Below are 23,833 nucleotides of genomic sequence, written 5' to 3'. Positions count from 1 at the left end.
CCACTTATTCTTCAAATATTTCGTTAAGAGTAACTCAAATAATGTTTACACTATTCCTGATCTCTTTAATTATTTTGGAAACTAATAGCTTCCAATTTTTCGAAAAACGGAGCTACCTCATACTCAAATAAATCAGCTACTAAAAAGTAATCCTTATTCTCTAATCCACTATTGATTTCATTTAAAAACTCTGTTGCTTTTTCTACACTAAATCCTGTTGCTACTTTATTTTGTATCAACAGCTTATCTGCCTCAATCAACCAAAACATTCCATCAATAAAATCCTGAATAATAGCTAATCCTCTATTTTTATTTGCAACTCTTAAATCATTCGCAATAATTATACACCCTGCTGGTACCTTTACAATATATTCATTATAACTCTCAACTACTTGTTTTATTTCTTCCATCATAAATTCTCCTGCTCTTTATAATATTTAATCGCTTCTTTATACAGTCGATTGACATACGTTAAAATATCTATTAATTCCATGTACAAAGATTTATTTTGCTCATATACTCTATCAAAAGCTTCTTTATCTGTTTCATTTACTTTTGGCAAATAACCCGTTATAATCTTTTGTTGAATCGGGTCTAAAATAGCCTTAATCGGTAACTCACTTAAACTTTTTTGAATCTGTTCATCCGCTTTTTCTAATTTTTTTAACGTTTGCGGAGAAAATGCTACTGGTGATTTATTTAGCGCAAGAGCACTTAATCCTTCTTTGCAATAAGAAATAACTTTTTGTTGTACTCTCACTTCTTTCAATAATTCAGCCTCTAAATCAAATGAAATTATTTGTTCCCTTGTTGGTTCAATAATTTCAACTATACCTTTAGAAACATTTAGATCACAAAACTCCTTAAAAGGCTGTTGTTTCATTCCTTCAATATATGCTCCACCTTCAGTACAATTAAATACTCGTTCTTTTCCAAAGAAATTTCGGAGTTGACTTTCAAAATTTTCTTTCATTGCATTCATTACAGAAGAAGTCCACACATCATCATTATAATATCCTTTTACTTTATAATGCCCTTTCAATACATGCTCTTCATCTTTTATTTTAATTGATCCCGCATTTCCTTCGGCATGACTTAAATTATTAGTAAAGGCCAAGTCCTGTCCTATAAAGGCAATCTTTCCTGTCGTTATATATAATGCAAAAGATAAAGATAGGTTAGCAACTGATGGTCCTGCTGCTAACATTGGAACAGTAATATTTAATTTATTTTTTAAATAGCGATAGTTAATACCCCCACCGTCTCGTTCAGTCACATAATAAGGTGCCTTAAATTGTCTTGGGATAAATGGATGACTTGTCATATGATAGATAAGCTTTGCATGTTTAAACTTTAATGGACTAAATAATTCATAATTAACTATATTGCCATCTAATGATAGTATATAGTCTGGTTCAATATTTTCCTTCATCAATGTTGTAATTGTAGATCCTGAAGCAACCAGGATAATTTGTTTACGATATTTCCTAACTAGGGGTAATTGTTTTATTAACGATGGTCCTGCTGATGCAACAACAACTGGAGCATTATATTTTCCTTCTAAGTGTTTAACAGAGCAAGATTTTAGTAGATTCCCCATATTGATTAATCGATTAAATTCCCATTGCAATGCTCCATCATACTTTGTATTTTCATTTATTAACAAAGTTTCTTGAAATTTTCTAATATGCTGCAATAAATTTTTATACTCTTCTGAACAAATTTTATCATAATTGGGTGTTGTTATAATTTGAATTAACTTACCATTTTGTTCTCTCTCATAAGTTAAAAATAGAAAAAGCTTATTTAAACTTTTTTTATCTAATTTTAAATAGTTGATATCCTCTTTAATCTCTAATAATCCTAAGTCTACTAAAGGATCAATAATATAAATTTCTTCATCAAATTTTTTCACTTTTTTATATTGTTCATAAACATATCCTAATCCCCATCCAAATAAAACATGTACATGATGAGGTTTGTAGCCTTTTTCTACGATTCTTTCCGCTTCTTTGATTGGATTATACTTACTATGGACATATAAGTTATTAATTTTTAATGTTTCATATGTATATTGTTCTTTTTCAATAGTATATTTCATCTCGCTCACCTACCTAATTACTATATCGGTTCCTTCTTATAATTTTATACAAAAAACTCCCCATCTATTAAAGATAGGGAGCTTATTTAAAAATTAACCTAAAAGTTGTAATACACCTTGTGGTTGTTGGTTAGCTTGCGCTAACATTGACTGTGCAGCTTGCATTAAGATATTGTTCTTAGTGAACTCCATCATTTCTTTCGCCATATCTGTATCACGGATACGAGATTCAGCAGCTGTTAAGTTTTCAGAAGCAGCACCTAAGTTGTTAATTGTATGCTCTAAACGGTTTTGAACCGCACCTAGCGCAGAACGTTGCTCAGATACTTTTTTAATTGCATCATCAACAGCTGTAATTGTACCAGTAGCTTGGTCACGAGTAGATACATCTACACCGCCTACTGTGAATTTTCTTCCGTCGCCAAAAGCAGTTGTAAGACCAATTCCAGTTGCTGTTAATGATACTGAAGTTGATTTACCGCCATCAATTTCAATTGTTACTTTACCACTAGCATATGTCCCTACTTTTTTACCGTCTTTTAAAACATTGGAACCGCTAATTTCATATTCACCAGCAGCAATTTTAGAAACATCTGCATTTGCATTCAAGCGAACTTCAGCTTTTCCATCTTTAACGCTAAGAGTAGTACCAGTTGAAAGACCTGTTCCATTAGCAATACCTGTGAATGTTGTTACAACATTACCATCTACTTCAATTTTATTGCCAGCAATTTGTCCAACTTTCTGACCTTTAGCATCTAATAAATTACCATCTTTGTCAACTTTATATGAACCATCTTTGAAATTAGTTGATACATCTTTACCAGTCGCACCTACAACTGTTTTTGTCAACCCTAAGTTTGCAGCCCCCATGTTGCCGATGTCCATAGCCATATCTTGGTTTTCATTCGCACCAATTTGGAATTTACCAGAGAATGAACCATCAAGTAATTTTTGAGTGTTGAACTCTGTAGTACCCGCGATACGGTCGATTTCTTTTGTTAATTGCTCAATTTCTTGTTGGATTGCGTCACGGTCAAGGTTAACGTTTGTATCGTTCCCTGATTGAACTGCTAATTCACGCATACGTTGTAGAATTGAGTGAGTTTCGTTTAATGCACCCTCAGCAGTTTGGATTAAAGAAATCGCATCTTGAGAGTTTTTCGTAGCCATGTCAAGACCACGGATTTGTCCGCGCATTTTTTCAGAGATTGCTAAACCAGCAGCATCATCACCAGCACGGTTGATCTTGAAACCTGAAGATAATTTTTCAAGGTTTTTTGAAGCTTGTGTGTTGTTGAAACCTAAGTTACGGTGTGCATTTAATGCAGAAATGTTGTGTTGAATTCTCATTTGGAATTCCTCCTTGAATTGTTTTTTTGTAACCCACATCCTTGTGGGAGAGCTTGGTTTCTGTAGTATGTACTACTTCTGCCTTACAATCTATATATCGTAATGTGCTGCAAATGTTTAATAGTTTTTATAAATTTTTTTATTTTAGTTTTAAGTAATTTCAATTGCCAACAAACACTGAGATGATAAGGTTTTTGACGTTATTCTCCTCTTTTAAGCGGATTATTTATTTGTCCAAACTGTGAAATTGATATAAGACTATCAAGTGATTCTATGTTTTATTCGCCTAATAAACCTGTTAGAAAGTTTCTAAGTTGTGATTGGCTGTGGGATTCAGTTGTTTTAGCATTAATCCATTCGTTGTCTTGAATCGATACTTGATTTGCTTTTCCAGGCTTTAATGCATTTGCCATAACGCCAAATAATACTTTTGGTTCACTTGATATTTTCCACCGTTTGCGATAAGTTGTTGAAATACTGTCTACATATGCTTGGGCATTTTCCATTAGATCTGGATAAACAATGCTTCCACCCTCTAATAATAAATTTTCCAATGTACCCTCATGTTCATTATTAGGGAATATATAGACACCGAAAGCAGGATTTTCAGTCGTCACTTCTCCAAATTTAGCAGTCTTAAAAATAAAATGATATTCTTCATCGACCTCAGTTATTAGGCGTTGCTTCAAGTGATCGAAGCAATCCTTTGCTGTTTTTGTATCAGCATCACAAAAAATAGCGATACCTGCTAATTGTTCGTACTCAAGGTTTAAAAGGCTATCAAAAGCTTTTGTAATGCCTGAATCACCCCCAGCTGTTTGGATAGCAATAGCATAATCATCATTTTCATAAAACATTGGCACAGGCATGCGCATCAATAAATCACCGTTAAACGGAAAACTTCTAGGAATAAGCCTCTGCCAATATGAATCTACTTGTTCTATATTCCGAATGAGTGGAATATTTCTTTCTAGTAGGTAACGCCCTAAAGCTGCTGAATCATGGACACCCTCAACAATAAAATAGTAATATTTTTTCATGTTAACGCACATCCTGTCCAAGCTCGTATCTTAATACTTTTAACTTTTCACCTGAGAAATATTTTACTTGCTTTTTATTATTAGCTTCGCCTAAACGATACACAGATAATTGATTGGAATCTCCTTCAGTCGCCTTTAACATTCCGTCTAATGCCTCTAAACTATGGGTTGTAGCAAATAATTGCACATCATGCTTGTAACATATTTGAGCTAACCAAGTAAAAAACACTGGAATCATTTTTGTGTGAATGCCTGTTTCGATTTCATCAATTAGCAGAACGCCACCTTTGAAGCGAATGATCTGTGAAGCAATAATAAGTGCCTTTCTCACACCATCGCCAAATATTGAAATTGGCACTAAACCAAGATCGTCGTGTTGAATATAAGGGATTGGCTTCGGAGACTTCTGTGAGCCATTTTGCATTAGCAACTCAATACCTTTAATATTGTTATCAAACTGACGTAGAGCCTCAATTAACGCGGGACGTTCTCCGCCTTTCACAAGATCATCAATTATATATGGGGACAACGGTTCAACACGATGATGAATAGCTGAGATAAAATGACAATCAAATAAATTTTTTTGTTTTTCTAAAACTTCTGTTGTTTTATCAGTTGAATTAATAAACTCATGTTGAATATTCACTTTCTCCTGCTTGTTGCCAGTCTCTTCTATTTTAATAAACTGATCCTTCACTACTCGTTCTTTTATATCATACTCATCGGAACTTCCACTCAATACAATATACTCTTTTTCCTCTAAGGAACATTGAATACTTTTATTAGCACCATCTAAACTGTAGCTTATGTTAATTGGCTCTGTTGTTTTGTTAAATAGCCAACTAATTAATTCTTCTGTAGAAGTTGCACGCTCCATAATATATTGCTCGCGCATTTTTGCTAATCGTAAAAAACCTTGTTTTGTTGAGTAATTAGCAAGTAAATAAATGGCTTCAAGCAAAGATGTTTTCCCCGTGTTATTTTCCCCTACAAATAAATTGATTTTAGAAAAATTTTTAAGCGAAATATCTGACAATCCTCGAAAACTGAGTATCTGCATAGCATTTAACTTACTCATATTGATCTCCCCCTTTACATGAGTATTTTTCAGTCTAACCTTCTTTTTATAACTATACACTTTCTTTTCATGTTCTAAAACCAATTAAAAAGATGTCTATAAACTATCTAGACACCTTCTAACCGTTATTTCCGTTTTAGTTTTTCTAATAAATCTTTTGGGGTAGCAAGCGCTTCTCTATTTTGCTCCTGTATTGCCTTGAATACTTCCGAACGATGAACTTTGACGGATCTTGGTGCCACGATGCCAAGCTTTATTTGATCACCCTCGATCGCAAGTATCTTGACTTCAATTTGGTCGCCAATCATGATGGATTCGCCTTTTTTTCTAGATAATACAAGCATTACTTGGCACTTCCTTCCGCAGCACCGATTGGATAGCGTAATGGATAGCTTGCACTATCTTGTAACACAATTTGTTTTCCAAGTTTTTTTACTGTATTAATGACAACTGGAGCTAGTAAATTCATTGTAGATTCTTGGAACGTTTCTTTTAATGTCAAAATTGTGTATGGTACAATCTCATCTTCTTTTTCGATTTGCAAATCCTCTTTAACTTCCTCATCAATTTCGAATTCATAGTCCTTTTTAAAGGCAAATGGATAAGCGAGCACAAAGCCAAGTTCTTGTTGTTCAACAGATTGCAAGACTACTAACGGTAAATCTGCATCGAGAGGTAACAAGACGAATTTACGAGCATTTGGGAAGCCTGGCAGTCCTGTTTCAAATGTTAAGATGTCTTGTTCATTAATTTCAACTGTTCCTAAAAATTTTGTTTCAATATCCATTAGATTACTCTCTCCTTTAACCAATTACATCAATGTCAACATTTGGTCTTTGTACCATTGTACCAGTTACTTTCCCTGGTGTGTATTCGTAGATTGGTTTGTTCACCTTTGCGTCAATTATTGGCTCTCTCCGCTCAATATTGACATCTGTTGTGCCAGGAGTATAGTCGATTTTTACAGAGCCTATGGATGGTACGAATTTGATATTGAATGGTACACGATGAGGCCCATGATTTTGTTTAGCAATATTTTGCATAATAGCTCGTCCTTGTCCTTTACCAGCTGACATCATTATTTGTCGCCCTTCATTTACTCGTCTCTCAATACCACTTAGAGCAGTCTGTTGACCTTCTTTAGCAGCATTTTTAGTCGCTTCAATTGGTCCAATTAACCCTAAATCTCTCCTCGCTTGTGAGGAATCTATTTTTAAAACACCTCTTGTTGTATGAATCTCCAAGATAGCGGCTGGTTGTTCAATATGCAGAGTAGCCTCTGGTTGTTCAATATGTTGTTGTGGTTTTCCTATATGAAGGTCTAATTTGGCATCTGTTGTACGAATTTGAATTTGAGGGAGTCTCATTTTACCTCTCCTTTCAATAAAAGCGTCTGAACGAATTGTCCAAACGCTTTCCTTCTTCATTTATAAAATTTGTTCGCTATACCTATATCACTTTGTTTTTCCCTATAATCTCTTGATTTTCAGATTATGACTAGTGAGTATTATCTAATAAAATCTACTAGAGTTTGCTGAATAATTCTTGCCCCTACAGATAATGCGGCCTGATGAATAGACTCTGAAGTGACCATTTCCGTTATCGCTTTTGAATAATCAACATCTTCATTGTTTGATAATTGTTTAGTTACGCTAATTTCCCGAAGCGACAAGCGGTTTTCCATTAATTCAACACGATTTTGGCGTGCCCCCATATCGGCCTGCGTCTCAAGGATTTTATTGTGTATATTTGTTATATCATCCGATTTACTATTGGAGGTAAAACCACCTAATGCTTTACTAATTTCTTCGCTGGTCGCTGGCCCAGGAACTCTTTCAGGATCCAATAAGTTTGATATTTTCCCCATTAAGGAATCGATATTCCCAAATAAATCAGCGCCAGGTGCATTCACCTGTAATTTAATCCCATCATAGACCTCAATTTGTACATCAGCATTGGGTGCTGTTAATTTATCAGCAGCAGTAGAAATAATATTCGTTCCATCGTAAAGTTGATAATCTGCATTAATTATTTTTGAACCATCGGCATTTGGGGGAGTGGCATCTACAAATAAAGGTTTATCCGTATTCGTACCACTGAAAATATAACGGTCACCAATTTTTGTATTCGACACATCCTGAATCTGTTGGCGAATTTGATCAATTTCTGTCTTAATTTTTGCACGCTCATCAGGTGTATTTGTATCATTGGCTGCTTGAATCACAAGTTCACGAACACGCTTCATTTGTTCACCTACTTGGTTCAGTGACTCATCGGTTGTATCTATCCAGTTATTGACCTCATTCATATTTCGTGTATATTGTTCAACTCGTCCCAAATCCCGACGATAGCCCATTCCCTTTACAGCAATAACAGGATCATCAGAGGGTCTAGTAATTTTTGTACCAGAATTAATTTGGTCTTGTAGTTTAGACATTCTGCCATAGCTTCTGTTTAGGTTAAGCAGCATGTTATTTGATAGCATCGTTTGTGTCACACGCATGTTAGAAAAAACCCCTTTCTAGTAATTTTATAGTCCTACACGGCCCATACCATTTATAATTTTATCTAAAGTTTCATCGACAACTGTAATCATACGCGCATTTGCATTGTACGCCTGTTGGAACGTAATCATATTCGTCATTTCTTCATCTAAGGACACCGAGCTGACAGATGCGCGGTTATAAGTTATTGATAATAAAAGGTTTTCAGAGGTTTTATTTAATTGATAGGCTTCTTCACCGTCTGTACCCAATTTTCCAATCATTCCTTGATAGAAAGAGTTGAAAGTTGCGCTATCAAGATGCTCTGTTGAAGGTGGAACTACAACAGTATTTGCACCAACTGAAATTGTAAATCCTCCAGCACCAATTGCTTTTGATTGTAAATTGGCTAGTTCAATTGCCCATTTACCATTACCTACTTCATTAGGAGCAGAAGAAGCAGCTAGTTTCGAAGAATCTTTGGTAAATTCTTCATTTATTTTAATATTGCTAGCATTAATTGTTGTAGAACCATCCATCGTTTCAAAGAAGTTTAATCCATTTTGCACACCTGTCAAATCATAGCCCGCCTTATGTACAATGTTAAATGTATTAGCAAAGGTAGACGCTAGTTTATCCAAATTTGCTAATGTTTCTGGATAGTAACCTTTTATACCTGAAAAAGCACCTCCCGCGTCATATTCAGCATATCCGTACGAATTAATAAGTGATAGTAGTTTACCTTTTCCAGGCTCAAGTTCGTTATATTTAATCGATTCCAACCCTACAGCATCAGCAGCAGGCTTTGTTGGTGGTTCACCTAACTTGGAAATTTTTATTTCCTGAAAAGCCTTTGTTAAATCATTGCCATCAATACTTGCTACAGTACCTGTTGTATCTGTTCCCGTAGTAGTTAATGCTGCATATTCTCTACCATTAACTAATTCTATTGGCGTACCTGATGGATACGGCTTAAACTTTATTGTTAGACTTCCCTCAGCCACCTCACTAGCAATCCCACCTGAAGGAACACGTTCAATCGATACTGGTATATAGCTATTTAGTTCATCAATTAACACATCACGCGCATCATACAAATCATTAGGAACATGCCCATTTGGCTCAACCTCTTGTATTTGCTTATTAATCGATGCAATTCTCTTTAATATAGAATTAATACGATCTGTAGATACATTAATTTCGTTTCCTAAATTACCTTGTATTGTTTTGATCTGCGTGTCCATATAATTAAATGATTGTGCAAGATGTTTTGCTCGTTCAATCGCTACTTTTCTGGAAGAAGCATTTTCGGGATTCGTACTAACATCCTCTAGCCCTTTCCAAAATTGCTCTAATGCTGCATTTAAGCCAAATTGGGATGGCTCATCCATAATATCTTCCATCTGTGAAATCGCATTGGAACGGGCTTCCCAATAGCCAAATTTATTCGTTTCTTGACGATATTGACGATCAATAAATTCATCGCGAATACGTTGAATTGAGCCTGCTTCTACACCAGTTCCAAGATGTCCAGGATAAGTGGGCTGATTTAACCCAGCCGTTGGGAAACCTGGTGTTGCCTGCATATTTACTCGTTGACGAGAGTAGCCTAGTGTGTTGGCGTTGGAAATATTATGACCTGTTGTATATAAAGCAGTTTGCTGTGTGAAGAGGCCACGTTTACTAGCTTCTAAGCCCATAAATGTTGAGCGCATTTTTCTTCCTCCCTTGTTATGCTTGTGAATCGAAATATGATTTTTTAGCTATGGTATTAGTTCCACGTACTTCGTTGCTGGAATAGTTCATTTGCTCTGTACGGGGTCTTACTGCATCTAATGTTAGGTTGACGATTTGTAATGATTGGAAAACGAGTTTTTGATTTAGATCATTTTGTTTTCGTAGGTCATTGATAATTTGCATTAAACGTTCGCGAACTGCTGAAAGTGTTGCTTTGTCTGCTTGTTGTTCAGCAGCCTCGATGACATCCGCGACAGTTGTTTTGTCAGATGAAGCAAGTCCCTTTGCTTCAAGGTAGTCCGTTACCTGTTTCTGACGCTGTTGCTCGAGCTTATCGATGGCCGCTACATGTGCCTGCTCGTCCTTGAGCAATTGGTCTAAAGCTTCGATATCGCCACTTTTAATAATTTCTGTTTTTTTAAAGGCTAGTTCGAGTAAGCTTTTATGCATTCTCTCTAGCATTGTTAGTGTAGAACTAATTGCTTCTACAGACATATCGTTATACACCCTTTCTGCTATTCCCTAGAAACGATAATATTTCAGCATATCCTCTGCCACTTTACGAGCGTCTACTTTGTATTCACCAGAAGCGATATCCTTTTTCAATTGTTGAACATGGTTTGCTCGCTCTGTACTGTATGTTGAAACCCCTTGCATTTCCTGCGCAGCCTTTGAAATTTCAATTTTATCGGCGAAAGATGCCTTGTTTGTATTTGATTTTGCATTGCGTACTTGGTTTTTATAGGCGTTTACTGCATTAACTCCATAAGATGTAATTTTCATTTCAATACCCCCCATCTCTAAATCCTATCTTCCTATTATTTCGGATTGTCTCACATAATGTTAAGTTTTCACATAGAAAAAAGTGTGCTAATTTTGTTTAAAATTAACACACTTAGCGTAATTAACGTTTACGTTCTGAGTGATAGGTTACACGGTCACGTTCTTCAACACTTTGGCGAAACTCTTTGGCAGCTTCAAATGTCCGTAAGTCTGCTTTTAATTCATCTTGACATTTCGAGCAGAGCTTTCCTGTAGTCGTTAGATGACCACAGTTATCACATGGATAGCCTAGGTTTGGAAACATAGCTGGCTGTAAACGGCCTTTACGAACCCATTTAAACAGTAAGTCTTTATCTGCCCCCGTTGCTTCTACAATACGTTCTACAGTTGCCGCACGGTTTTCACGTTTACGTAAGAAACGATAAACGATTTGATAAAGCTCCTCCTCTGATTGTGCACACTTATGACACACTTCTCGGACTCCTGTATAATTAAAAAATTCATTACATTTCGGACAATTACGAACCTCTGCCATTGGCCTTTCCTCCTCTTTCTAGAAAACTTATCTACGAATACTGTTCATTAACTATTATACATAATGTATTGGTATTTTCATCCTTCAATTAATGTGAAGTATTGGACATTTTTAGCACCTGCCTGCATTAAAACATTTTCAGCATGCTGTAGAGTTGTCCCTGTAGTTTTTATATCGTCAAAAAGAAGATAATTTTTATGTTCAACTTGTGCTCCCTCCTTTAAGCAAAAAAGTGGAGCTGCCTGCATTCGCTGCTCTCTATTTTTGGAGCTTTGCGTTTCTGTCGTTGTCTTTTCTAATAATTGAATAAAGGGAATATGAGCCGCTTTTAATAGTTCATCAGTATGCGAGAAAGTACGCTCCTGTTGCTTGAGAGGATGCATCGGAATGGGGAGAATAATTGCTTTTTCTTTATTGAGACGATCATAGAGCTCCTGTCGAAATACCTTGGCAAGAGCCACATCTTGAAGAAACTTTAACTGGTGTAAGTAATCCTTCATCGCCTGATTATATTGATAAAGGGATGTAGCAGATTGTGAAGGTACAAAACGAGCGGCACATCTTTCACATATTGTCGGTGAGAATTGTTTGGTTAGAATCATTTTCCAGGAAATAGTTATTTTTAACGGCTGTGTGCATATTAAACAACGAGGTTCTATTTTATTCATTCAGAAAATCCCTTCTTATTATAAAATTGAATTTTTGCGCATGCCTCATCCATCTCTGCCGTAATACCGTGATGAAAGAATAGGACATCCCCATTAGGAAATTGAACATTTCGCCCAACTCGACCTGCAATCTGAACGAGAGCATTTGCAGTAAAAATCAATGACTCTGCCCCTATAACAGCCACCTGTACATTGCTGATTGTAATGCCTCTTTCTAATATCGTAGTGGTTAATAAGCCCGGAACTGCTTTATTTCGTAGCTTTAACACCTTCACCTTCCGCTCTGGATCAGCTGCATGCACAGCTAATATGTCTTCATTTAACCCTTGAAAAAGAGGAGTTGCACGTTTCATTAAGTCAATTGTCGGGAAAAACAGTAAAAAGGGTTCCTTTTGGTGTAAGCGCTCCTCCACCCACTTTTTTAACCTTTTAGGGATTTTACCTCGCTTAAAGCATTTATCATAGCCCCATAAAGAACTTACTTGTGGGACTGGTAATGGATGATTATGATAGCGTTTTGGAATAAAAGAGTAGCTTTCTTGCTGGTAAGTATGGAGTAATGATGCTGATGGGGTTGCTGTCACAAATACCAGAGGAGCATTTTCCTTTTTAGCCTTTTCTACTGCTCTTTGTAGAGTTTCATCAAATGTATAAGGAAAAGCATCTGCCTCATCTACAATAATGACATCAAATGCCTTATCAAATCGGTAGAGCTGATGGGTTGTTGCTATAACAAGCTGTGCATAGCCATTTTGGTGAGGTGCTCCACCGTATAAAGCATGAATAACTGTATCAGGAAAAGCCTCTTGAAAGCGTGGATACAGTTCTAACACTACATCTGTCCGTGGTGTAGCAATACAAACACGTAGCCCTCTCTTTAATGCATCATAGACAGTAGGAAAAAGCAGCTCTGTTTTGCCTGCACCGCAAACTGCATGAATTAAATGGGAGCGATTTGCTTTCACACTTGCCAAGGTTTCATTAGCAGCCTGTTGCTGGAGTTCGGTGTATTGCCCTGCCCATTTTATTGAATGCTTGTTAATTTTTATCGTCTTGGGACCTGTCCAAATCATCAATTTTGTACAGCTACTTACTCTCCCCATTTTAATACAGTGTCGGCAGTACACACATTGTTGCTGACATTTTGAGCAATCGAATTTTGTGAATAAGTGCGGGTCTGTATTGTGACAACGATTGCATTTCATAGTTGGCTTCATTTGAATTCCTTCTATTATACTGACGTATTTTCGTTTTATTGCTTTCTCAATATCTTCAGATGAAAATGGCGAATGTTCTTTTAACCAAATGCGCCCTTCATGAAAATCACGTAATGCTGGGGGCAACAACCAACCCCTATATCTCATTAAAACCTCCCCTTTCATAGAAAAAAGCCTCTACTTTTGCTGTAGAGACTTCTCACAATTCGTTATTTTTTTGTCCATCCTAATCCCATTGACCCTTCACCCAAATGAGTACCAATAACAGGACCAAAATAGCTCAATTTAAAGTTTACGTTTGGGTACGTTGCGGCTAATTGCTCTAGCCATTCTTGGGCTTCAGCAGGGCAATTTCCGTGAATGACAACAGCGTCCATCGCTGCATACTTTTTTGCATCCTCTGCTAGCAATTCTTCAGCACGCTTTAATGCCTTTTTACGTGTTCGGATTTTTTCGAAAGGTACAATTACCTTATCCACAAAATGTAAAACAGGCTTTACTTGTAATAAGCCACCGATTAATGCAGCTGCAGAAGATAAACGCCCACCACGCTGTAAATGTGCTAAATCGTCTACGATGAAGTAAGCACGAATAGACTGTTGCATGTCCTCTAATGCTGCAAGTATGTCTTTTGCTGAATGGCCCTCTTTCGCCATTTCCGCTGCTCTTAATACGTAAAAGCCTTGAACAGCACAGGATATTTCACTGTCAAAGGCATAAACATTAATACCTTCCACCATTTCACCGGCCTGCACTGCACCTTGGTATGTTCCACTAATACCGCTCGATAAATGGATGGAAATTACCTCATCGTAATCCTTTGCTAGCTCATCAAAAAGAGCGACAAATTCTCCGATTGGAGGCTGTGTTGTTTTGGGAAATTCTTTGGCACCACGCACCTTATCATAAAATTCAGATGCTGTGATATCTACTTCTTCTGCAAATAATTGACCTGAGATATTGACACTTAAAGGTATCATGTGAATGTTTAAGCGTGCACGTTCCTCAGCTGTAATATATGCAGTACTATCTGTTACGATTGCCGTCCTCATCCATGTCCACTCTCCTATGATTCTTAGTTTACAATCTATTTCTTATTGGTGCAATTGTTGTTGCCATCACTTTGCTTTCACACAAACTACGAAAAACAAAAAGAAATGAATGTGAAATGAATGACGAACGCCGGATTCCCGTTCTCGCCCTTCTAGAGTCGTGCTAGTAAGCTAGCTTCCATTTCACATTCATTGTCTATGTATAATAGGCATATCTTCACTCAATTCTTATGTTGAATGAAGATAGCTTCTGTTAATTTCCTGTACTTGACTGTGAGTCGTCACCAATATAAAAGACACTTGTTACTTTCCAATCATTGTCCTCTTTCACAAAGACTGTTACCTGACGTCCTGCACTTTCATGTTCGACATTTGTCTCAAGCTGAAGTGAGTGCATTTTCATGTTGGCAAATACTTGCGCCTCTTCTGATTCATACTTTGCAATTGTTACATTTTCTACTTCACGCTTAATATCAAATTGATCAAATACTTCTGATGCATATGTTTTTTCTTCATCGTATTTAAAACCCTTTGGATTTTTCGAGATTGTATTCATATAACGATCAATTTCTTCAGCATTTAATGCAGCAATATACTCATCAAAAGATGCTAAAATTGCCTTTTCATCTTCCGCTGGTACATTATCAGCCTTTTCTACGTTTCCACCCATCATTTCAAAGCCAACTGTACCATCCTCTATTACTTTATCTCGTTCTTCATCACTCATCTTCTCATCTTTATTACCACAGGCAGTTAACACTAATAAGATTAGAACTGCTAGAAAACTTTTCTTTAACATCAAAAAACCTCCCGCGCATATTGTAGCATATAAATGCTTTCGTAGGAATTTTGTTGTGCATTTTCAACATTTAAGTGCTACATCTTCCTTATGACGCATTAGGCTGTAAAATGTTGCATGAATTGCTAGTTATCATATTCATACTAATGATTAGTAATGTTACAAAATTGTGAATGACCTGTTCTTCATCATGTAAGCCCAATACAAATTATTACCAAAAAACAATAAAAAACTGTTTTAAAAACTACTTCAATAAAAAGTAGCTTTTAAAAACAGTTTTAGCAATTAACGTACTTCAACCCAGCCATTTTTAATGGCTGTTACAACTGCTTGTGTACGGTCATTTACATTCATTTTTTGTAGAATACTTGATACGTGGTTTTTAACTGTTTTTTCAGAGATAAACAGTGTCTCACCGATTGTACGGTTTGATTGACCATCTGTTAATAATTGTAATACTTCGCATTCACGCTTAGTTAGCAAATGGAATGGACGACGAATTTCAGTTTGATGGAAGTTTCCTTTATTTTCATGTTCTGAAAGTCGTTTAAATTCTGCTACTAGGTTTTTCGTTACTTTTGGGTGTAAATAAGAACCGCCGTTGGCAACAACTTTAATCGCCTCAACGATTTCATCTGCATCCATCTCTTTTAACATATAGCCAAGAGCACCTGATTTTAATGCATGTGTAACATATGTTTCATCGTCATGTATAGACAACATAATCACTTTTGCATCTGGAAATTCAGTAATTAACTCTGCCGTTGCTTCTACTCCGTTTTTGCCTGGCATGTTAATATCCATAAGCACTACATCTGGTTCGTTTTCAGCATATAACGTAACCACATCTGTACCATCGTCACCTTCTGCTACTACATCAAACGTATCTTCAAAATCTAAAATGCGTTTTACTCCTTCGCGGAATAGCTGGTGATCGTCTACAATAATAATCTTTGTCATTTGTCTTTACCCCCTAGATTTCTGCGACAGTTACATCATTCTACTTCTAACGGTATTTTAAATAACACCGTTGTCCCTCGATTGATTTCACTCGTAATGGTGATTGTACCATTTAAAATTTCAATACGTTCTTTCATTCCTAAAATCCCAAAGGAATGATCTTTCACTACTTGTGGGTCGAAGCCTATGCCATCATCTTTTACAACAATGTTGACGGCATCTTTTAACCATTCAAGCTTTACCCAAATGTCTTTACACTTTCCATGCTTCATGGCGTTGGTTACACATTCTTGTACTAATCGGAAAATGGATACTTCATAATTTGAAGGTATACGTTTTTCTGTACTTCTCGATTGGAAATGAATTTCAACACCTGGATTATATTCAGTCACTGTCGATAAATACTTCTTTAATGTCGGAATAATTCCCAAATCATCAAGTGCCATTGGTCGTAGATCATAAATAATACGTCGCACCTCAGATAAAGCATTACGCACCGTTTTCTTTAAATCGGCAATTTCAGCCAAAGCCTTTTCAATACCTTTTTCACGATACGTTCTATCTATTAAATCAGTGCGCATAAGGACATTTGCAAGCATTTGAGCAGGTCCATCATGAATCTCTCTTGATAAACGCTTACGCTCTTCCTCTTGAGCTGCAATAATACGTATCCCAAAATCCTGTTTCATTTTTGCTTGTTCAAGGGCTAAACCAACATTTCTTAAATCTGAAGTTAAGTAATTCAAAACGACATTTACCTGATTAACAATATGATCAGCACGTTCAATCGTATCGAGTAATCCTCTTAATCTTCTCTCTAGATCATCTCTTTTATCCCGTAGCTGTTTTTCTTGTGTTCTAATAACGGAGAGCTTTACTTGAAAATCATGTGCAGTTTCATATGCTTCTCTAACTTGTTCTTCGGTATAATTATCAAAAGCTTTACTCACTAGCACAAGTCGTTGCTTAGCAAGCTGCGTACTTTTTTCCAATGCATCGCCATCATCAATTACGATTGATATTTGTTTTCGAACAATTTCTAGCTCTTTTTGCATATCTTCAAAGCTTCTGCGGCTTTGTTCACTTATAATAAAGATATCATCCTTTGAGCTCATGATTGTATCTAACATTCGATTAAAAATGTCATCAAGCGACTTTAAATCGAAGGTATCATTTGAAAACATAGTATACTCCCCAGTCTAATGTCTTATGATTACTTACTAATTTAATAGACTAAAATCACATATTCCATAGTCTACACCTATTATAGCATTACCATGCTAAAATTTAATGCTTTTTCTTCATGAAAATTATAGAATAGAACTCTAGTTAAAAGGAGATTGATACAAATGAGAGAAAACTATTTAACAGTAAAAGGATATGGTGAAAGCGAAATTGTCATTTCCAAATCTCGCTTTCTCACTTATATAGAACGTGCAGAAACGGAAGAGGATGCAATTTCTTTTATAGATGGTATAAAAAAATTGCATCATAATGCAACTCATAACTGCTCCGCTTATATTATTGGAGAGCATGATCATATTCAAAAGGCAAATGATGATGGGGAACCTAGCGGTACTGCAGGCGTCCCTATGTTAGAGGTCTTAAAAAAACAAGGATTAAAAGATACGGTCGTTGTTGTGACTCGCTATTTTGGAGGCATTAAGCTCGGCGGTGGTGGTCTTATTCGTGCATACGGAAAAGCAACTACAGAGGGATTGATTGCTGCACAGGTAGTTGAACGTAAATTGCATCATTTCATGAAAGTGGCTATTGATTATACATGGCTAGGAAAAGTTGAAAATGAAATAAGAAGTTCATCATATACCCTAGAGGAAATACGTTATTTGGAGGGTGTTGAAATCATTGTTTCTGTGCTAAAAGAGGAAGAGGAACAGTTCAGAAGTTGGATAACTGAACTGACTAATGGACAGGCTTCTATCACTTTCGAAGATGCTCAATTTGTAGAATTTATTGTCAATTAAATAGTTTTAATTGTCGAAACTAAATATGCATAGTATAATTTTTTTGTTAGGCTATTTTATTGTCCACACAATTACTTAGTTAAATTGAATAAAATTTAGCTTCATCGCATTATTATTCCCAATAATTAGAGGAGAATATATCTATTATGAAAAAAAGATCTGTTGGTCCAAATAAAAAGAGGTCTTCTAAAGCTTCCTTAATTATAAAAGTTACACTACTCCTTGTTGCAAGCTTGGTGATTTGTGTAACGGCTTATGCTGTTTACCTTACAAAACAGGTAGAGCATGCTGCAGACTCAGCATATGAGGAGTTAGAAGGTCGAGAGGTTTCAACGCAACGTGTAGAGAAAGTAGAGCCTGTACAAGACAATGTCTCTATTTTATTTGTAGGTGTTGATGATAGTGACAATCGAGGGCAAGGTTCGGATCATTCACGCTCCGATGCACTCGTTTTAGCTACATTAAATAATAAAACTCATACAATTAAAATGCTAAGCATTCCTCGTGATTCATACGTTTATATTCCTAAAGTAGGTTATAAAGATAAAATTACTCATGCACATGCTATGGGTGGAACACTTACTACAATTGAAACAGTAGAGGAACTATTTGATATTCCAATCAATTACTATGTACGTATGAATTTCAATGCCTTTATTGATGTAGTCGATGCTTTAGGTGGTATTGAAGCTGAAGTACCTTATGCTTTACATGAATTAGATGAGTTTGATAAGTTTACAATTAACTTACAGCCAGGCTTACAGCATTTAAATGGTAGTCAGGCACTTGCACTCGCAAGAACACGTAAACAAGATAATGATATTGAGCGTGGTAAACGTCAACAGGAAATTCTATCTGCGATTATTAAAAAAGTCGCTTCTGTTAAGTCCGTTACGAAATATGATGATGTCATTAAAGCTCTTGGTGATAATATGAAAACAGATATGACATTCACTGAAATGAAGTCCTTCTTATCTTATTTATCTAAAGGCGCACCACGTATCGATTCCTTAACATTAGATGGCACGGATGATACATCTACTGGTATTTATTATTACCAGTTAAATCAAGATTCTGTTGAAGAAGTAAAAGAGATTTTCAAAAACCATCTTGGCCAAAATGAACAATCATCGAGCCTGACTAGTGGCAATACAGGAACAGACAGCGCGGCTAGCAGCGATGAAAATTCAGCTATTGAATAAGACCTTTCAGACCATAGACAAATAACTTGTCTATGGTCTTTTTACGTGACTTTTTCATTGATTGACCCCCCTTTCTATTTACCCCTCCTTGTAATCGATAAACTGCTTATTTAAGTTTCCCTTCTCTTCCATTCCTTATACATAAAAAACGGTTTAGAAAGAGCTTCTCATTGTCTAACGACTCACAAGTTTAACAAAAAAAAAGCAATCATACAAATTGTATGATTGCTTATATTTTATTTACTAAATATCCGTACAAAATTTAATAATGGTTTGTAGTTTTTACCAGCCAACCCGATAACCTCTACAAAGATTTCAATAGCTGTTAGGATGACCGCTACAAGTAATATAGCTCCCCACACCTTTGCCATAGAGAAAATGATAGCTGCTAATCCAAACATCACTGCAATTCCGTAAATGATTAGGACTGTTTGTCGATGAGTAAAGCCCATATCGAGTAATCGATGGTGTAAATGTGATTTATCTGGGTCAGACCACTTCTTTTTCATACGAACACGACGAACAATCGCAAAGAATGTATCAGAAATCGGAACACCAAGGATAATAATTGGGATGATTAAAGCTACGAATGTAATATTTTTAAAACCAAGTAACGCTAACACAGAAATCATAAATCCAAGGAACAATGCTCCTGTATCACCCATAAAGATTTTAGCTGGGTGGAAATTATAAAATAAGAAACCAAGTGAAGCTACAGCTAAAATGGCTGCTAACGCTAAAACAAACATATTGCTCATAATAAATGCCATGACGGCTAATGTAATCAGTGCAATTGTAGAAACACCTGCAGCTAAACCATCTAAGCCATCAATTAAATTAATGGCATTTGTAATACCGATGATCCAAATAATCGTTAATGGAATACTCAGTAAACCAAAGTCTAATGTACCTAAGAACGGTAGATTAACCATTTCAATTTCAATACCGCCTACAAAAACAACGATCAGTGCTGCAACTAGCTGACCTAGCATTTTTGCTTTAGCGGAAATCTCACGCATATCATCAATAACACCCGTGATCACGATTATACAAGCACCAATAATGATAGCTAATAAAGCCTCGTTACTACCATGTTTCGTATGGACTAAAAATGAGTATAAAATCGTCACGCCAATAATAAAGGCAAGGAAAATGGCTAAACCGCCAAGTCTTGGCATTATTCGAGCATGTACTTTTCGATAGTTTGGTGCATCAACTGCACCTATTCTAAACGCTAAACGTTTCACTAATGGAGTTAACAAAATGGATGCAACGAATGCTGCTATTAAAGACACGTAAAGCATGTCTCTCCTCCTCAAATAAATAATCTACATTGAAATCCAAATTGATTATAGCATGAACAAGCATTGAAATATACTTTTTCTAAACATTTTCCACGATTTCACAAATATTTTGTACATTTTAGCATTAATAGATTCCTATACAGTCAATTGTAGTCATCATACGCAAAATTTGATAGAATAATGGAGTGTCTAGCATGTAGACAACTTTAAAGGAGCGTATATTTCATGTTCTCAATTTTCAAAAGTAACAAAGAGCAAACTAGTGCTCGTCAATTAAAACGCTACTACAAAATAGTAGATCAAATTAACAATCTTGAAGAAAAATATGTTAACAAGTCAGATGCTGAATTACGAGAAATGACTTTTATTTTCAAAGATCAATTAGAACAAGGTGAGCCTATTACATCAATCATCCCAGACGCATTTGCTGTAGTACGCGAAGCCTCAAAGCGTGTATTAGGAATGCGTCATTTTGATGTGCAGCTTATCGGTGGTCTAGTATTAACTGAAGGTAATATTGCTGAAATGCCTACTGGTGAAGGTAAGACACTTGTTGCTTCTCTTCCCTCTTATGTGCGTGCATTAGAAGGTAAAGGTGTTCATGTCATTACAGTTAATGATTACCTAGCGAAACGTGACTATGAGCTAGTCGGTCAAATCCATCGTTTCCTTGGCTTAACTGTCGGTTTAAATGTACCGATGATGGAACCAAGTGAAAAGAAAGAAGCCTACAATGCAGATATTACATACGGTGTGGGTACTGAGTTTGGCTTCGACTATTTACGTGACAATATGGCTTATAGCTTAGCAGATAAAGTACAGCGTCCTTATCACTTCGCTATTATCGATGAAGTGGATAGTGTATTAATCGATGAAGCAAAAACACCGTTAATTATCGCAGGTAAAATGCCTTCTAACGATGAATTGCATCGTATTGCTGCTATGTTAGCGAAACGCTTTAAAGCAGACGAAGATTATGATTTCGATGAAGAAACAAAGGCGACTTCTCTTACAGATAAAGGTATAGAAAAGGTTGAGGCAGCCTTCAATGTAGACAATCTGTATGACTTAGAACATCAAACACTTTTCCATTATGTAATCCAAGCTGTGCGTGCACATGTTATGTTTAAGCGCGATGTTGATTACATTGTGAAAGAAGACAAAATTGAGCTTGTTGACATGTTTACTGGTCGTATTTTAGAAGGTCGTTCACTTTCTGATGGCTTACATCAAGCAATTGAAGCTAAAGAAGGCGTAGCCATTACGGATGAAAATAAATCTCAAGCGCAAATTACTATTCAAAACTATTTCCGTATGTATCCTAAGCTTTCTGGGATGACAGGTACAGCGAAAACGCAGGAAAAGGAAATTCGTGAAGTGTACGGCATGGAGGTTATCCAAATTCCAACAAACCGTCCACGTCAACGTGTTGATCAGCCTGATATTATTTTTAGCACACAAGAAGCAAAATATAAGTATGTTGCAGCCGAGGTGAAAAAGCGCCACGAAAAAGGCCAGCCAATTCTTATTGGAACAACATCGATACTACAGTCTGAAACTGTAGCTGAGTATCTAAAAAAGGAAAAATTAACATTCCAATTACTTAATGCAAAAACAGTTGAACAAGAAGTTGAACTTATTTCACAGGCAGGTCAAAAGGGTCGTATTACTGTAGCGACAAACATGGCTGGTCGTGGTACAGATATCATGCTAGGTGATGATGTCCATGAACTTGGTGGTTTATATGTAATTGGGACTGAAAAACATGAAAGCCGCCGTGTAGACAATCAGTTACGTGGACGTTCAGGTCGTCAAGGTGATATAGGTGAAAGCCGCTTCATTCTCTCTATTGAAGATGATATGTTCCGCCGCTACGCAAAAGAAGAAGTAGAAAAATTCTCTGCAAAAATGATTGTAGATGATAAGGGCATTATTCAAAATAAAGAGGTACAAGAGCTTATAGACCGTACACAGCGTATTGTTGAAGGTTCACAGTACGGCATGCGTGAATACAACCTAAAGCTAGACGATGTCATTAATGATCAGCGCACGGTTCTTTATGGCTTACGCGACAAAATTTTAGCTGGTGAAGACTTGATGGGTGAGCTAAAAAAAATGCTTCGTGAAACCGTTGAATTCGCTGTTCATGACGCCGCACCAGAAGATGTATCTTCTATTGATTGGGATTATGATCAAATGGAGTACGCACTTAACTCCCTGTTCATCACACCAGTGACAATCGATCGCGAAGTTGGAAAAGTAAAGCAAATTTTAATGGATGTTCAGCCTTCTGAACAAGAACTGTTAAGTCATATGGAGAAATTTGCTGAAAACGAAAGAGTAATGGAAGTACTTCCACAAATCATGCTTAGCCATATTGATAGCGGTTGGGTAAAGCATTTAGAGGCAATGAGTCATTTAAAAGAAGGAATCGGTTTACGTCACTATCAGCAAGAAGATCCAATGCGTATTTACCAACGCGAAGGACTTGAATTATTCGGTAAAAACTTCCAAGAATTACGTCGTTCAATAATCATTGAAATTACAGGCTTCATGAAAACAGTTGAGGCACAACAGGAGGCACAATAATGGGCTTATTCTCATTCTTTAAAAAATCAGATAAAGTTGTTCAGGAAAACACAATTGATTCAAAAGATTTATTAGGAAATACTGCAAAAAACACTGGTGATAATCGTGATGTAGAAACAAAATTATCTTTCCATCCTGAGTGGGATGTGCCACAAGAACAAAAATACATTTTTAACTTTCTAGCGAATGAGCTAGAACCATTGAAACCAAATCAATTATCACTATCTTCTATTAGTATTGAAGAAGACATACTCACTCGTAAATGGCTTGTTCGTGCATTTTTCCGTTCATCCTTATCCCAAGCAATTGAACTAGGAGAAATTGAACTTTTCATCTTGGATAAAAACGATGAGCTTGTAGCATCTAAAAAATTCGATTTTAAAGCACTAGGTACAATTCCAGCAGAAAGTGCCCGTCCATGGGTGTTTGAGTTTGAAAATGCTACAATTAAAGCCGATGAAGTGCCAGAAGATGGTTGGAAAATTGCCTTTAACCTCGTTTCCCTTCGTGGTCATCAATTAGAATTAGATCCATCATGGGAAGAACAATTACCAGAGGCACAAAAAGAAGAGCTTGCGAAAATCGTCAAAACTCTACCAGAATTAGGCGAAACAGAGGTAAACTTCACTGGTTTACAAGCAAAACTAGCTGACAATGGTAATTTAAATGCAACCATTTTTATCCGCAATGGACATAAGAAAGCAATCAATTTAGAGCAATTACCGTTAGAAATTATTGATGCAACAGGAAAACAAATTGCAAAAGGTTCATTTAAAATGAATCCAATTTTAACTGTCCAACCAAACTCTACAAAGCCTTGGACATTCATATTCCCAGCAGAGCTTGTTGATGCAAAAGACGCTGACCTCTCTCGTTGGACAGCTCGTGTAACACAATAGCCTAAAACCCCCCTTCTCTTTTATGAACTGCTCCCCAATTGTTAGACA

The 23,833-nt window shown here is 36.3% G+C and carries 24 protein-coding genes; 4 read left to right on the top strand and 20 right to left on the bottom strand.

The window, feature by feature from the left end:
- Positions 1–65: 65 nt before the first annotated feature.
- From MHB39_RS03550 to MHB39_RS03460, 19 genes are all read right to left on the bottom strand, one after another.
- Positions 66–413, bottom strand: coding sequence for a hypothetical protein (locus MHB39_RS03550; RefSeq protein WP_342545859.1), 348 nt, complete (start codon positions 411–413; stop codon positions 66–68).
- Positions 410–2,101 carry a 6-hydroxymethylpterin diphosphokinase MptE-like protein gene (locus tag MHB39_RS03545; RefSeq protein WP_312123819.1) on the bottom strand — a complete coding sequence of 564 codons (1,692 nt, stop codon included), beginning with the start codon at positions 2,099–2,101 and terminating at the stop codon, positions 410–412. The genes MHB39_RS03550 and MHB39_RS03545 overlap by 4 nt, the downstream gene beginning before the upstream one ends.
- A gap of 93 nt (positions 2,102–2,194) precedes the next feature.
- Positions 2,195–3,454 (bottom strand): flagellin, encoded by a 1,260-nt coding sequence (locus MHB39_RS03540; RefSeq protein ID WP_342545858.1) that lies wholly within the window; start codon positions 3,452–3,454, stop codon positions 2,195–2,197.
- 278 nt (positions 3,455–3,732) lie between these two features.
- Positions 3,733–4,494, bottom strand: a complete 762-nt coding sequence (locus tag MHB39_RS03535; RefSeq protein ID WP_312123821.1) for a DUF3226 domain-containing protein — start codon at positions 4,492–4,494, stop codon at positions 3,733–3,735.
- 1 nt (position 4,495) lies between these two features.
- Positions 4,496–5,572, bottom strand: coding sequence for an AAA family ATPase (locus MHB39_RS03530; RefSeq protein WP_258860700.1), 1,077 nt, complete (start codon positions 5,570–5,572; stop codon positions 4,496–4,498).
- A 125-nt stretch (positions 5,573–5,697) separates the two neighbouring features.
- Positions 5,698–5,916 (bottom strand): carbon storage regulator CsrA, encoded by a 219-nt coding sequence (gene csrA / locus MHB39_RS03525; RefSeq protein ID WP_258860701.1) that lies wholly within the window; start codon positions 5,914–5,916, stop codon positions 5,698–5,700.
- Entirely contained in the window at positions 5,916–6,359 is a 444-nt protein-coding gene (gene fliW / locus MHB39_RS03520; RefSeq protein ID WP_312123822.1) for a flagellar assembly protein FliW, read from the bottom strand. Before fliW ends, csrA begins: the two co-directional genes overlap by 1 nt.
- A 16-nt stretch (positions 6,360–6,375) precedes the next feature.
- Positions 6,376–6,939, bottom strand: a complete 564-nt coding sequence (locus MHB39_RS03515; RefSeq protein WP_004227569.1) for a DUF6470 family protein — start codon at positions 6,937–6,939, stop codon at positions 6,376–6,378.
- A gap of 140 nt (positions 6,940–7,079) precedes the next feature.
- Positions 7,080–8,075 (bottom strand): flagellar hook-associated protein FlgL, encoded by a 996-nt coding sequence (gene flgL, locus MHB39_RS03510; protein ID WP_258860703.1) that lies wholly within the window; start codon positions 8,073–8,075, stop codon positions 7,080–7,082.
- A gap of 27 nt (positions 8,076–8,102) precedes the next feature.
- Positions 8,103–9,770, bottom strand: coding sequence for a flagellar hook-associated protein FlgK (gene flgK, locus MHB39_RS03505; RefSeq protein WP_342545857.1), 1,668 nt, complete (start codon positions 9,768–9,770; stop codon positions 8,103–8,105).
- A 16-nt stretch (positions 9,771–9,786) separates the two neighbouring features.
- Positions 9,787–10,287 carry a flagellar protein FlgN gene (locus MHB39_RS03500; protein WP_016994953.1) on the bottom strand — a complete coding sequence of 167 codons (501 nt, stop codon included), beginning with the start codon at positions 10,285–10,287 and terminating at the stop codon, positions 9,787–9,789.
- Between the two features lie 27 nt (positions 10,288–10,314).
- Positions 10,315–10,575 carry a flagellar biosynthesis anti-sigma factor FlgM gene (gene flgM, locus MHB39_RS03495; protein WP_016994952.1) on the bottom strand — a complete coding sequence of 87 codons (261 nt, stop codon included), beginning with the start codon at positions 10,573–10,575 and terminating at the stop codon, positions 10,315–10,317.
- Between the two features lie 121 nt (positions 10,576–10,696).
- Positions 10,697–11,110: a TIGR03826 family flagellar region protein gene (locus tag MHB39_RS03490; protein WP_016994951.1), complete on the bottom strand. Its 414-nt coding sequence runs from the start codon at positions 11,108–11,110 to the stop codon at positions 10,697–10,699.
- Positions 11,111–11,187: 77 nt separating this feature from the next.
- Positions 11,188–11,778 carry a ComF family protein gene (locus MHB39_RS03485; protein WP_112117368.1) on the bottom strand — a complete coding sequence of 197 codons (591 nt, stop codon included), beginning with the start codon at positions 11,776–11,778 and terminating at the stop codon, positions 11,188–11,190.
- Positions 11,775–13,160: a DEAD/DEAH box helicase family protein gene (locus MHB39_RS03480; RefSeq protein WP_342545856.1), complete on the bottom strand. Its 1,386-nt coding sequence runs from the start codon at positions 13,158–13,160 to the stop codon at positions 11,775–11,777. The genes MHB39_RS03485 and MHB39_RS03480 overlap by 4 nt, the downstream gene beginning before the upstream one ends.
- 44 nt (positions 13,161–13,204) lie before the next feature.
- Complete coding sequence (locus MHB39_RS03475; protein WP_342545855.1) at positions 13,205–14,047, bottom strand: DegV family protein; 843 nt, start codon at positions 14,045–14,047, stop codon at positions 13,205–13,207.
- A 253-nt stretch (positions 14,048–14,300) separates the two neighbouring features.
- Entirely contained in the window at positions 14,301–14,846 is a 546-nt protein-coding gene (locus MHB39_RS03470) for a DUF3225 domain-containing protein (protein ID WP_004227588.1), read from the bottom strand.
- Between the two features lie 285 nt (positions 14,847–15,131).
- Positions 15,132–15,806 (bottom strand): response regulator transcription factor, encoded by a 675-nt coding sequence (locus MHB39_RS03465; RefSeq protein WP_004227590.1) that lies wholly within the window; start codon positions 15,804–15,806, stop codon positions 15,132–15,134.
- 35 nt (positions 15,807–15,841) lie between these two features.
- Positions 15,842–16,990 (bottom strand): sensor histidine kinase, encoded by a 1,149-nt coding sequence (locus tag MHB39_RS03460; protein WP_048392088.1) that lies wholly within the window; start codon positions 16,988–16,990, stop codon positions 15,842–15,844.
- A gap of 165 nt (positions 16,991–17,155) precedes the next feature.
- Between MHB39_RS03460 and MHB39_RS03455 the strand changes: the two genes are divergently transcribed.
- Entirely contained in the window at positions 17,156–17,791 is a 636-nt protein-coding gene (locus tag MHB39_RS03455) for a YigZ family protein (RefSeq protein ID WP_036076811.1), read from the top strand.
- Positions 17,792–17,937: 146 nt separating this feature from the next.
- A complete protein-coding gene (locus MHB39_RS03450) occupies positions 17,938–18,993 on the top strand; it encodes an LCP family protein (protein ID WP_342545854.1) in 1,056 nt (351 codons plus the stop codon).
- A gap of 236 nt (positions 18,994–19,229) precedes the next feature.
- Here the strand turns inward: MHB39_RS03450 and MHB39_RS03445 are convergent, their stop codons facing one another.
- Positions 19,230–20,297 carry an MraY family glycosyltransferase gene (locus MHB39_RS03445; protein WP_016994943.1) on the bottom strand — a complete coding sequence of 356 codons (1,068 nt, stop codon included), beginning with the start codon at positions 20,295–20,297 and terminating at the stop codon, positions 19,230–19,232.
- 225 nt (positions 20,298–20,522) lie between these two features.
- Here MHB39_RS03445 and secA2 point away from each other — a divergent pair, with 225 nt between their 5' ends.
- Positions 20,523–22,886: an accessory Sec system translocase SecA2 gene (gene secA2 / locus MHB39_RS03440; RefSeq protein ID WP_016994942.1), complete on the top strand. Its 2,364-nt coding sequence runs from the start codon at positions 20,523–20,525 to the stop codon at positions 22,884–22,886.
- Complete coding sequence (locus tag MHB39_RS03435; protein ID WP_036076816.1) at positions 22,886–23,785, top strand: accessory Sec system S-layer assembly protein; 900 nt, start codon at positions 22,886–22,888, stop codon at positions 23,783–23,785. The genes secA2 and MHB39_RS03435 overlap by 1 nt, the downstream gene beginning before the upstream one ends.
- The last annotated feature ends 48 nt before the right edge of the window (positions 23,786–23,833 follow it).

Source organism: Lysinibacillus sp. FSL K6-4013 (genome assembly GCF_038630435.1).
GTDB classification, from domain to species: Bacteria; Bacillota; Bacilli; order Bacillales_A; family Planococcaceae; genus Lysinibacillus; species Lysinibacillus boronitolerans.
The sequence above is the reverse complement of the archived record's forward strand: the minus strand, read 5'-3'. Positions and strand labels throughout refer to the sequence as shown.

What these genes read in the sequence shown, in the direction of transcription:
- MHB39_RS03550 (WP_342545859.1), bottom strand. Translation starts at nt 413, where the DNA reads ATGATGGAAGAAATAAAACAAGTAGTTGAGAGTTATAATGAATATATT.
- MHB39_RS03545 (WP_312123819.1), bottom strand. Translation starts at nt 2,101, where the DNA reads ATGAAATATACTATTGAAAAAGAACAATATACATATGAAACATTAAAA.
- MHB39_RS03540 (WP_342545858.1), bottom strand. Translation starts at nt 3,454, where the DNA reads ATGAGAATTCAACACAACATTTCTGCATTAAATGCACACCGTAACTTA.
- MHB39_RS03535 (WP_312123821.1), bottom strand. Translation starts at nt 4,494, where the DNA reads ATGAAAAAATATTACTATTTTATTGTTGAGGGTGTCCATGATTCAGCA.
- MHB39_RS03530 (WP_258860700.1), bottom strand. Translation starts at nt 5,572, where the DNA reads ATGAGTAAGTTAAATGCTATGCAGATACTCAGTTTTCGAGGATTGTCA.
- csrA (WP_258860701.1), bottom strand. Translation starts at nt 5,916, where the DNA reads ATGCTTGTATTATCTAGAAAAAAAGGCGAATCCATCATGATTGGCGAC.
- fliW (WP_312123822.1), bottom strand. Translation starts at nt 6,359, where the DNA reads ATGGATATTGAAACAAAATTTTTAGGAACAGTTGAAATTAATGAACAA.
- MHB39_RS03515 (WP_004227569.1), bottom strand. Translation starts at nt 6,939, where the DNA reads ATGAGACTCCCTCAAATTCAAATTCGTACAACAGATGCCAAATTAGAC.
- flgL (WP_258860703.1), bottom strand. Translation starts at nt 8,075, where the DNA reads ATGCGTGTGACACAAACGATGCTATCAAATAACATGCTGCTTAACCTA.
- flgK (WP_342545857.1), bottom strand. Translation starts at nt 9,770, where the DNA reads ATGCGCTCAACATTTATGGGCTTAGAAGCTAGTAAACGTGGCCTCTTC.
- MHB39_RS03500 (WP_016994953.1), bottom strand. Translation starts at nt 10,287, where the DNA reads ATGTCTGTAGAAGCAATTAGTTCTACACTAACAATGCTAGAGAGAATG.
- flgM (WP_016994952.1), bottom strand. Translation starts at nt 10,575, where the DNA reads ATGAAAATTACATCTTATGGAGTTAATGCAGTAAACGCCTATAAAAAC.
- MHB39_RS03490 (WP_016994951.1), bottom strand. Translation starts at nt 11,110, where the DNA reads ATGGCAGAGGTTCGTAATTGTCCGAAATGTAATGAATTTTTTAATTAT.
- MHB39_RS03485 (WP_112117368.1), bottom strand. Translation starts at nt 11,778, where the DNA reads ATGAATAAAATAGAACCTCGTTGTTTAATATGCACACAGCCGTTAAAA.
- MHB39_RS03480 (WP_342545856.1), bottom strand. Translation starts at nt 13,160, where the DNA reads ATGAAAGGGGAGGTTTTAATGAGATATAGGGGTTGGTTGTTGCCCCCA.
- MHB39_RS03475 (WP_342545855.1), bottom strand. Translation starts at nt 14,047, where the DNA reads ATGAGGACGGCAATCGTAACAGATAGTACTGCATATATTACAGCTGAG.
- MHB39_RS03470 (WP_004227588.1), bottom strand. Translation starts at nt 14,846, where the DNA reads ATGTTAAAGAAAAGTTTTCTAGCAGTTCTAATCTTATTAGTGTTAACT.
- MHB39_RS03465 (WP_004227590.1), bottom strand. Translation starts at nt 15,806, where the DNA reads ATGACAAAGATTATTATTGTAGACGATCACCAGCTATTCCGCGAAGGA.
- MHB39_RS03460 (WP_048392088.1), bottom strand. Translation starts at nt 16,990, where the DNA reads ATGTTTTCAAATGATACCTTCGATTTAAAGTCGCTTGATGACATTTTT.
- MHB39_RS03455 (WP_036076811.1), top strand. Translation starts at nt 17,156, where the DNA reads ATGAGAGAAAACTATTTAACAGTAAAAGGATATGGTGAAAGCGAAATT.
- MHB39_RS03450 (WP_342545854.1), top strand. Translation starts at nt 17,938, where the DNA reads ATGAAAAAAAGATCTGTTGGTCCAAATAAAAAGAGGTCTTCTAAAGCT.
- MHB39_RS03445 (WP_016994943.1), bottom strand. Translation starts at nt 20,297, where the DNA reads ATGCTTTACGTGTCTTTAATAGCAGCATTCGTTGCATCCATTTTGTTA.
- secA2 (WP_016994942.1), top strand. Translation starts at nt 20,523, where the DNA reads ATGTTCTCAATTTTCAAAAGTAACAAAGAGCAAACTAGTGCTCGTCAA.
- MHB39_RS03435 (WP_036076816.1), top strand. Translation starts at nt 22,886, where the DNA reads ATGGGCTTATTCTCATTCTTTAAAAAATCAGATAAAGTTGTTCAGGAA.